Raw genomic sequence first — 7156 nt, 5'->3', positions numbered from 1 at the left:
CAGGCAGCCACCAACGAGGTCCGCGAGGAGATCGATCAGCTCACCAAGGAGCTCGGCAACCTCACCGACGCCGCCCACCGCGAGGAAGTCGCCCGGGCCGAGCAGCGCATGCGACTGGAGGCCCTGGCCGAGCGCGTCATGAGCGAGCTCGGCCTCGAGCTGGACCCGCTCGTCGAGGAGTACGGACCACACATGCTGGTTCCCGATGTCATCGATGAGTCCGGTGCCATCCCCGGCTCCGGGGCTGAGCCCGCTGCCGAGCGGGCTGATGCCCACGCCTCCACCGGGTCAGGGCACCCGGGCCGTCCCTACGTGCGCTCCGAGCAGGAGAAGCGCCTGGCCAAGGCCTCGCGGGACCTCGCCCGGCTCGGCAAGGTCAACCCGCTCGCACTGGAGGAGCACGCCGCCCTGGAGCAGCGCCACCAGTTCCTGGCCGAGCAGCTGGCCGATCTCAAGCGTTCACGTGACGACCTGCTCAGCATCGTCGAGGAGATCGATGCCCGAGTCCAGGAGGTCTTCGCCCAGGCCTACGAGGACACCGCACGGCAATTCGCCTCCGTCTTCGACCGGCTCTTCCCCGGTGGAGAGGGGCGGCTGGTGCTCACCGATCCCGACGACATGCTCACCACCGGCATCGAGATCGAGGCCCGTCCTGCGGGCAAGAAGGTCAAGCGGCTCTCGCTGCTCTCGGGCGGGGAGCGCTCACTGGCCGCTGTCGCACTGCTGGTGGCGATCTTCAAGGCGCGCCCCTCGCCCTTCTACGTCATGGACGAGGTGGAGGCGGCCCTGGATGACACCAATCTGGGCCGGCTGCTGGAGATTTTTACCGAGCTGCGGCGCTCCAGCCAGCTCATCATCATCACGCACCAGAAACGCACCATGGAGGTGGCCGACGCGCTCTACGGCATCACGATGCGCGATGGGATCACGAAGGCGGTCTCACAACGGCTGGCCCAGCCCGACCGTGGTACGGCTGTGACTCCTGATGTCTGAGTGAACCATGAGGGGTATGTGATAGTGTTCTGACAATATGACGTTCGTTTTCAGATTCAAGCCATTGTTGTGTCAGGAAGTTATCAGGTTTTGTTGTCGATTGGACGACAAACGCATGCAAAGTCTGGTCAGATCGCATTTCTCAGGGCAGAATCCTAGCCATGGGTGCCATGATTCTTCCCCTCGTTGTCGTGCTGGTTGCCGGCCTACTCGTGCTCGGCCTGGTCTGCGCCGAGCGCTTCCCGGTGCGCTCCTGGCCCTCCCGTATTCGCGGCCTGGTCCGTGATGCTCAGGAGGTGCGCCAGGAGGAGCAGAAGGTCGAGGTTGAGGTCGTGCCCCAGGAGGTCCGTCTCGCTGACCTCATGACGCGCGAGGGGCCCGCGGCCTACGTGGGGCCGGACTCCTTCGGTGGTCTGGTGGGCGTTTTCGAGAAGGCAGTGGAGGGCGCGGAGAAGACTCGAGGAGCTGCGGCTTCCCGGCGCCGCGGCCAGATGCACGAGCCGGCTGCCAGCGGGGTCTCGCAAACCCAGGGATGATGTACTGGTCCGTTTCGTGAAAATTATGTTCCCGATCATTTTCACGAACCGCTGGTCTTGAAGAGTCGATCTGCTGGATAAAATCCCGGTCCTGAGAGATCGTGTCTCGTCTGTGCCCTTATCAACTCCTGTTGCGTCTGATGTCAACAGGTTCCACTTTTCTCGCGCATCGACACCGGGGCCATCGGCCTTCCTCGTCCTGCGGCACGCCCACAGGGGTGCCGCAGGATTTTTTTATCACGACTCATGAGTATGCCGGTGATTTCTGCAGCGCCCAACCGGCCCTAGGCGGTCGGAGGCGAACGGCCCTGCCGCAGCGGGGCGGCCATCGGGCATGATGGGCCCATGGAACCGATCCTCATCGTTCTCGGCATCATCCTGGTCATCGTCATCGGTGGCGGTCTGTGGCTCTACGCGGGCAGGCGTCGGGGCCGAGTCCCCGACGAGGTCAGCGCCCATAAGCCGATGTCCGTTGAGGACCTCCTGCCGTCCGAGGAGGGGGAGGAGCCCTCGGATGAGACGGCCCCCGATGCGGAACCGGGCGCCGAGCCGGTTGCGACGCTGGAGTCTCCGGAGTCCATCCCGGGCCGCATGCAGCGCCTGCGCGCCCGCCTGGCCGGTGCCGGCGGCTTCGGCAAGGCGGTTCTGTCCGTCTTGTCCCGTGGCGATCTGACCGAGGAGGACTGGGAGGAGATCGAGGACACCCTGCTCACCTCCGACCTCGGCATTGAGGTGACCACCTCCCTCATGGACGAGTTGCGCACCCAGGCCAAGGTGCTGGGCACCTCCGACCCGGAGGCCGTGCGCACCGTCCTGCGCGCCGAGCTGCTCAAGCTCGTCGACCCCACGCTTGACCGCTCCCTCAATCTGGATCGCCCCGCCCCCGCCGACGGCGCCCAGGCAACGCCCGCTGCCGCCATCCTCATGGTGGGCGTCAACGGCACCGGCAAGACCACCACCTGCGGCAAGCTCGCCCGCGTCCTGGTGGCCCAGGACAAGACCGTCGTCCTGGGCGCGGCCGATACCTTCCGGGCCGCGGCCGCCGAGCAGCTGACCACCTGGGGCGAGCGCGTCGGCGTCGAGGTCGTGCGCTCCGAGAAGGAGGGCGCCGACCCCGCCTCCGTCGCCTACGACGCCGCCCGCCAGGCGGCCGACCAGAGCACGGACGTCGTCGTCGTCGACACCGCCGGGCGCCTGCAGAACAAGGCCGGCCTCATGGACGAGCTGGGCAAGATCAAACGCGTCATGGAGAAGATCGCCCCCGTCGGCGAGATCCTCCTGGTCCTGGACGCCACCACCGGCCAGAACGGCATGCGCCAGGCCCAGGTCTTCTCCGAGGCCGTCGGCATCACCGGCATCGTGCTCACTAAACTCGACGGCACCGCCAAGGGCGGCATCGTCGTCACCGTCCAGAGGGAACTGGGAGTGCCCGTCAAGCTCGTGGGCCTGGGGGAGGGCGCCGATGACCTGGCCCCCTTCGACCCGGAAGGCTTCGTCGACGCGCTGCTGGGCTGAGCGGCCGGGCGGGTGAGGGCTCTTACTGGATGATCCAACCCTTCTGGGCCGCGAAGTGCACCGCCGCGGCCCGAGTGGGCGCATCGGTCTTGGCCATGGCCTGGGACAGGTGATTGCGGGTGGTTCCCTCCGAGAGATGGACCCGCCGGGCGACCTCGGCGACGGTGGCGCCGTCGGCGGCGGCCTGAAGCACCTCGGTCTCCCGGGCGGTCAAAGGGGAGTCCCCGAAGACGAGCGAGTCGGCAGCCAGCGCCGGGTCGACGACGCGCATCCCCGCATGGACTCGGCGCACTGACTCGGCCAGCTCGGTGGCCGGAGCGTCCTTGACGACGAAGCCGTGGGCCCCGGACTGGATGGCGCGTCGGAGGAATCCGGGGCGCCCGAAAGTCGTGACGATGAGGACCCGCGTGGCCGGCAGCCGCTCCAGGAGCCTCGCGGTCGCGCTCAGCCCGTCGGCGCCGGGCATGTCGACATCCATGAGAACGACGTCGGGCCGGTGCTCGAGCGCGACGGGCAGGACGTCGTCCCCGTTTCCGACCTGAGCGACGACCTCGATATCGGTCTCCAAGGCGAGCAGGGCGGCCAGCGCCCCGCGCACCATCGCCTGGTCATCGGCCAACATCACCCGGATCATCGCTCAGCTCCGTTACTCAAGGTTCCTCAGGACCGACGACATTGGTGCTCGCCGGAGTTTGGGGCGCGCGACCGGGTCACTCGGTCACGTCGTGGGTCATACGGGAGGATAGACGGCGGGCGCTCACCCTCAGAACGGTGCCGCTGCCACTGGAGGGTGCCTCGATGGTGAGGTCGGCACCGTTGTCCTGGCAGCGTTGGCGCAGCCCCTCCAACCCGTGACCGTCGCCGGTGCCGGCCGAGTCGAGTCCGATACCGTCGTCGGCCACCTCAATGGAGTCGGTGGTCAGCTCCACCTTGCAGTGTGAGGCGTGGGCATGGCGCACGATGTTGGTGACGCCCTCGCGCACCACCCAGGCGAAGAGCTCGCGCAGCTCAGGGTCGACGGCCTCGACTGTCAGTGGCAGGTCGGCCCGGATACCGGCCGAGGTCAGGACGCTCGTTGCCCGGGCCAGCTCACCGGTCAGACTCAGCTCACGGTAGCTGTTGACGGTGGCGCGCACGTCGGCCAGGGCGGAGCGCGCCAGGGACTGCACCTCGTCCAGCTCCACCCTAGTCTGATCGGGAGCGACGTCGACGAGCCGGGCGGCGAGCTCCGACTTCAAAGCGATGACCGTCAGCGAATGACCCAGAATATCGTGCATGTCCCGGGCCATGCGGTTGCGCTCCTCGTTGATCTCCAGCTCGTGAGTGCGCTGCTCCAGAATGCGGGCCACACGCCGCTGTTCCATGATGTAGCGCCCGAAGGTGCAAGCGCCGCCCGCGCCGAGCAGAGCGATCCACGCGTCTTCGCTCGCGGACCAGGACGGAATCATCCTGGGAATGAGGAACAGAATGCCAGTCAGGATCGCGATAGGCACGATGGCCGCCTGCCAAGGCAGGGAGAAGGCCAGGACGACGGCCAGGAAGACCACCAGCTGCAGGCCCGACGATCCCACACCGAAGGCGGCCCCGCTCGCCGTGAGCGCGCCGATGATGATGAGCGACAGGCTCAGGCGGCCGGGCCAGGTCAGCCCTTGCCGGACCCGCCTCATGCTGAGCGAGCAGGCGGTATACAGGCATGCGCAGGAGACGATGGCACTGACTGCGCCCCAAACCCCGCCGTTGGACCCTCGTGCCACGCCCGCCCGGACGACCGGAACCATGGAGGCGGCCCACACGATCCCCCAGCCGACTGCCACGACGCGGGTGCGGCGCGCCCGCGCCTCGGCCAGGGAGGAGGCGCGGGCTTTCATGACCCTGATGGTACTCACGAGCTCACACCCGGGCGGTGTCGCGGCCCATTCTCCAGGCGGCCCCGCCCAGGAAGACCGCGAGCCAGGTCAGGACGTTGACCACCCACCACCAGGAGAAGCTCTCTGCGCCCATGGGCCACAGCGCCAGGTTGTGCAGCCCGTACATAGGGGTGAGGCTGCCGATGCGATCCATGGTCGAGCCCGGCGTCAACGGGATGAACATGCCCCCGAGGAAGGCGAGCAGGGCCATGAGAGGGCCGACTACCTGCATGGCGTTGTCCGAGGGAAGGAGATAGCCGACGAACAGTCCGAAGGCGACGAAGACCAGGGAACCGAACCAGATGATGAGTGCCGAGGAGATCCAGACGCTCGCCGGCATCTGCGCGTGACGCAAGGGGCCGCAGGCGTAGACGGCACCGATGGCCAGGGCGCTGATGAGTATCCCGACGATCGCCTTGGCGGTGATGTAGGCGATGGGCTTCAGCGGCGTCAGGCGCAGCTGACGGCTCCAGCCCGAGGCTCGCTCGTTGCTCACGGCCGCCCCTGCCCCGGTGGTGGTCATGAGCGCGCCGTACAGTGCCATGCCGACCATCATGTTCGCCACGACATTGCCGTTGCCGTAGGGCGTTGAGGAGTAGTCAGTGGTGGTGAACATCAGGAAGAAGGCCACTGGCAGCAGGACGGAGAAGATCATGGCCCGGCGGTTGCGCAGGCGCCGGCGTGCCTCGAGTGACAGCAGGGTCAGGCTCAATCCGCCCAGGGGCGGTGTGGCGCGGGAGGAGAGATCGAGGCGGTCGACTGCTGACAAGGCGGAGGAGGACTCAGAGGGAGAAGACATTGCGGTTCCTTCCGGGGGAAAGCGTGGGAGAAAGGGTGTCGGTGCTGCTGGTGCGTTTCATGCTGACGCTCCCAGAGTGGGAGCTGCGGCGCCGTCGCTGGTCAGGGCCACGAAGGCGTCCTCCAGGCCACGGCTGGTGATCTCCAGGTCCTTGGCCAGGTGATCGCTGAGGAGGAGTGCGGCAACGGCGTCGGTATCGGTCGAGTTCAGGGTGAGTGCGCTGCCCAGGACCTCGATGTCGTAGACCCGGCCACGGGCCTGCAGATCGGTCAGAGCGCTGCGTAGCTGCTCGGCTGTGCAGGTCAGGGTGGCTCGTAGGCTGCGCCCGCTCACAGAGGTGCGGATCTCGGCCGCGGTGCCGTCGGCGATGATGCGCCCATGACGCATCAGGATGATCCGATCGGCGAAGGCGTCGGCCTCCTCAAGGTAGTGCGTGGCGAAGATGATCGTGCGTCCGTGCGCGGCGTCAGCGTGGATGGCCTCCCAGAAGCTGCGGCGCCCCTCGACGTCCATGCCGGTGGTCGGCTCATCGAGGATGAGCAGAGCCGGGTCGCTCACCAGTGCCATGGCGAAGCGCAAGCGCTGCTGCTGGCCTCCTGAGCACTTCTTGACGATGCGTGAGGCGAAGTCGGTGATGCCCGCGCGCCGCATGGCCTCCTCGGTATCGATCCGGTGGGAGAAGAGGCTTCCCGTCAGTTCCACCGTCTCACGCACGGTGATATCGGGCAGGAGCCCGCCGGTCTGCATGACGGCTGTGACCAGGCCCCGGTCGACCGCCTGGCGCGGGCTCATCCCGAAGGTGCTCACCTCTCCGCCGGTGGGGCGACTGAGTCCCAGGATCATGTCAATCGTCGTCGTCTTGCCGGCGCCGTTGGGCCCCAGGAGGGCGACGACCTCGCCTGGACGGATGGTCAGGTCGATTCCGTCGACGGCGGTGACGTCTCCGAAGGACTTGTGCAGGGCGGTCAGCCTGACGGCATCTGCGGGCTCCACCACGGGAGCCGCCATGGGAACCTCCCGGAGTGCGGGCTCCTGGGCGGACCGGGTCGTTGTTGTGCTCATGGCTCAAGACTCGTCCCACGTCGGCTGCGATCCATGGCCCATCGGTCACTACTTGCTCATGACATATCTCAGGGATCGCCAGGTGGTGAAATACCGCAGAATAACGAGAGAAAACCCGCGTTCGGAGTGGGAGAGGGCGTCAGGGGGAGCCGGGACCCGGAGGCATGACGTGGCGGGGCCTCCGACCGATGAGTGTGGGTTCAGTCCCGGTCCGGGCGCGGGAGAGGGGGCGAGGCCCGCTTGCCGCTATCCTGGGTTGCAGTCGAGGTGATCGCCATAGCCCACGGCCATGGACGTTCCGCCCTCATCCGCCCACAGTCTCCCGACCAACGCGCCCAACGGCG

The 7156-nt window shown here is 67.3% G+C and carries 7 protein-coding genes; 3 read left to right on the top strand and 4 right to left on the bottom strand.

All coding sequences use genetic code 11. The features are described 5' to 3' along the window. From HMPREF0975_RS00910 to ftsY, 3 genes are all read left to right on the top strand, one after another. Positions 1-993 (top strand): AAA family ATPase (locus HMPREF0975_RS00910; RefSeq protein ID WP_009232200.1); only part of this gene is annotated, 993 nt, incomplete at its 5' end. 161 nt (positions 994-1154) lie between these two features. Next, positions 1155-1529 (top strand): hypothetical protein, encoded by a 375-nt coding sequence (locus HMPREF0975_RS00905; protein ID WP_009232199.1) that lies wholly within the window; start codon positions 1155-1157, stop codon positions 1527-1529. Between the two features lie 345 nt (positions 1530-1874). Next, positions 1875-3044 carry a signal recognition particle-docking protein FtsY gene (ftsY, locus tag HMPREF0975_RS00900; protein ID WP_009232198.1) on the top strand — a complete coding sequence of 390 codons (1170 nt, stop codon included), beginning with the start codon at positions 1875-1877 and terminating at the stop codon, positions 3042-3044. A 22-nt stretch (positions 3045-3066) separates the two neighbouring features. On the opposite strand, the gene HMPREF0975_RS00895 is transcribed toward ftsY, so the two are convergent. The 4 genes from HMPREF0975_RS00895 to HMPREF0975_RS00880 all read right to left on the bottom strand — a co-directional run bounded on the left by HMPREF0975_RS00895 (position 3067) and on the right by HMPREF0975_RS00880 (position 6812). After that, positions 3067-3678: a response regulator transcription factor gene (locus HMPREF0975_RS00895; RefSeq protein WP_009232197.1), complete on the bottom strand. Its 612-nt coding sequence runs from the start codon at positions 3676-3678 to the stop codon at positions 3067-3069. A gap of 76 nt (positions 3679-3754) precedes the next feature. Next, positions 3755-4912, bottom strand: coding sequence for a sensor histidine kinase (locus tag HMPREF0975_RS00890; RefSeq protein WP_009232196.1), 1158 nt, complete (start codon positions 4910-4912; stop codon positions 3755-3757). Between the two features lie 22 nt (positions 4913-4934). Next, a complete protein-coding gene (locus HMPREF0975_RS00885; protein WP_075408664.1) occupies positions 4935-5663 on the bottom strand; it encodes an ABC transporter permease in 729 nt (242 codons plus the stop codon). A gap of 144 nt (positions 5664-5807) precedes the next feature. After that, positions 5808-6812, bottom strand: a complete 1005-nt coding sequence (locus tag HMPREF0975_RS00880) for an ABC transporter ATP-binding protein (RefSeq protein ID WP_198009123.1) — start codon at positions 6810-6812, stop codon at positions 5808-5810. Positions 6813-7156: the final 344 nt, after the last annotated feature.

The organism is Actinomyces sp. oral taxon 849 str. F0330 (assembly GCF_000239715.1).
Taxonomy (GTDB): Bacteria; Actinomycetota; Actinomycetes; order Actinomycetales; family Actinomycetaceae; genus Actinomyces; species Actinomyces johnsonii.
The sequence above is the reverse complement of the archived record's forward strand: the minus strand, read 5'-3'. Positions and strand labels throughout refer to the sequence as shown.

Coding starts and splice junctions, on each gene's coding strand:
- HMPREF0975_RS00905 (WP_009232199.1), top strand. CDS start 1,155: ATGGGTGCCATGATTCTTCCCCTCGTTGTCGTGCTGGTTGCCGGCCTA.
- HMPREF0975_RS00890 (WP_009232196.1), bottom strand. CDS start 4,912: ATGAAAGCCCGCGCCTCCTCCCTGGCCGAGGCGCGGGCGCGCCGCACC.
- HMPREF0975_RS00895 (WP_009232197.1), bottom strand. CDS start 3,678: ATGATCCGGGTGATGTTGGCCGATGACCAGGCGATGGTGCGCGGGGCG.
- HMPREF0975_RS00880 (WP_198009123.1), bottom strand. CDS start 6,812: ATGAGCACAACAACGACCCGGTCCGCCCAGGAGCCCGCACTCCGGGAG.
- ftsY (WP_009232198.1), top strand. CDS start 1,875: ATGGAACCGATCCTCATCGTTCTCGGCATCATCCTGGTCATCGTCATC.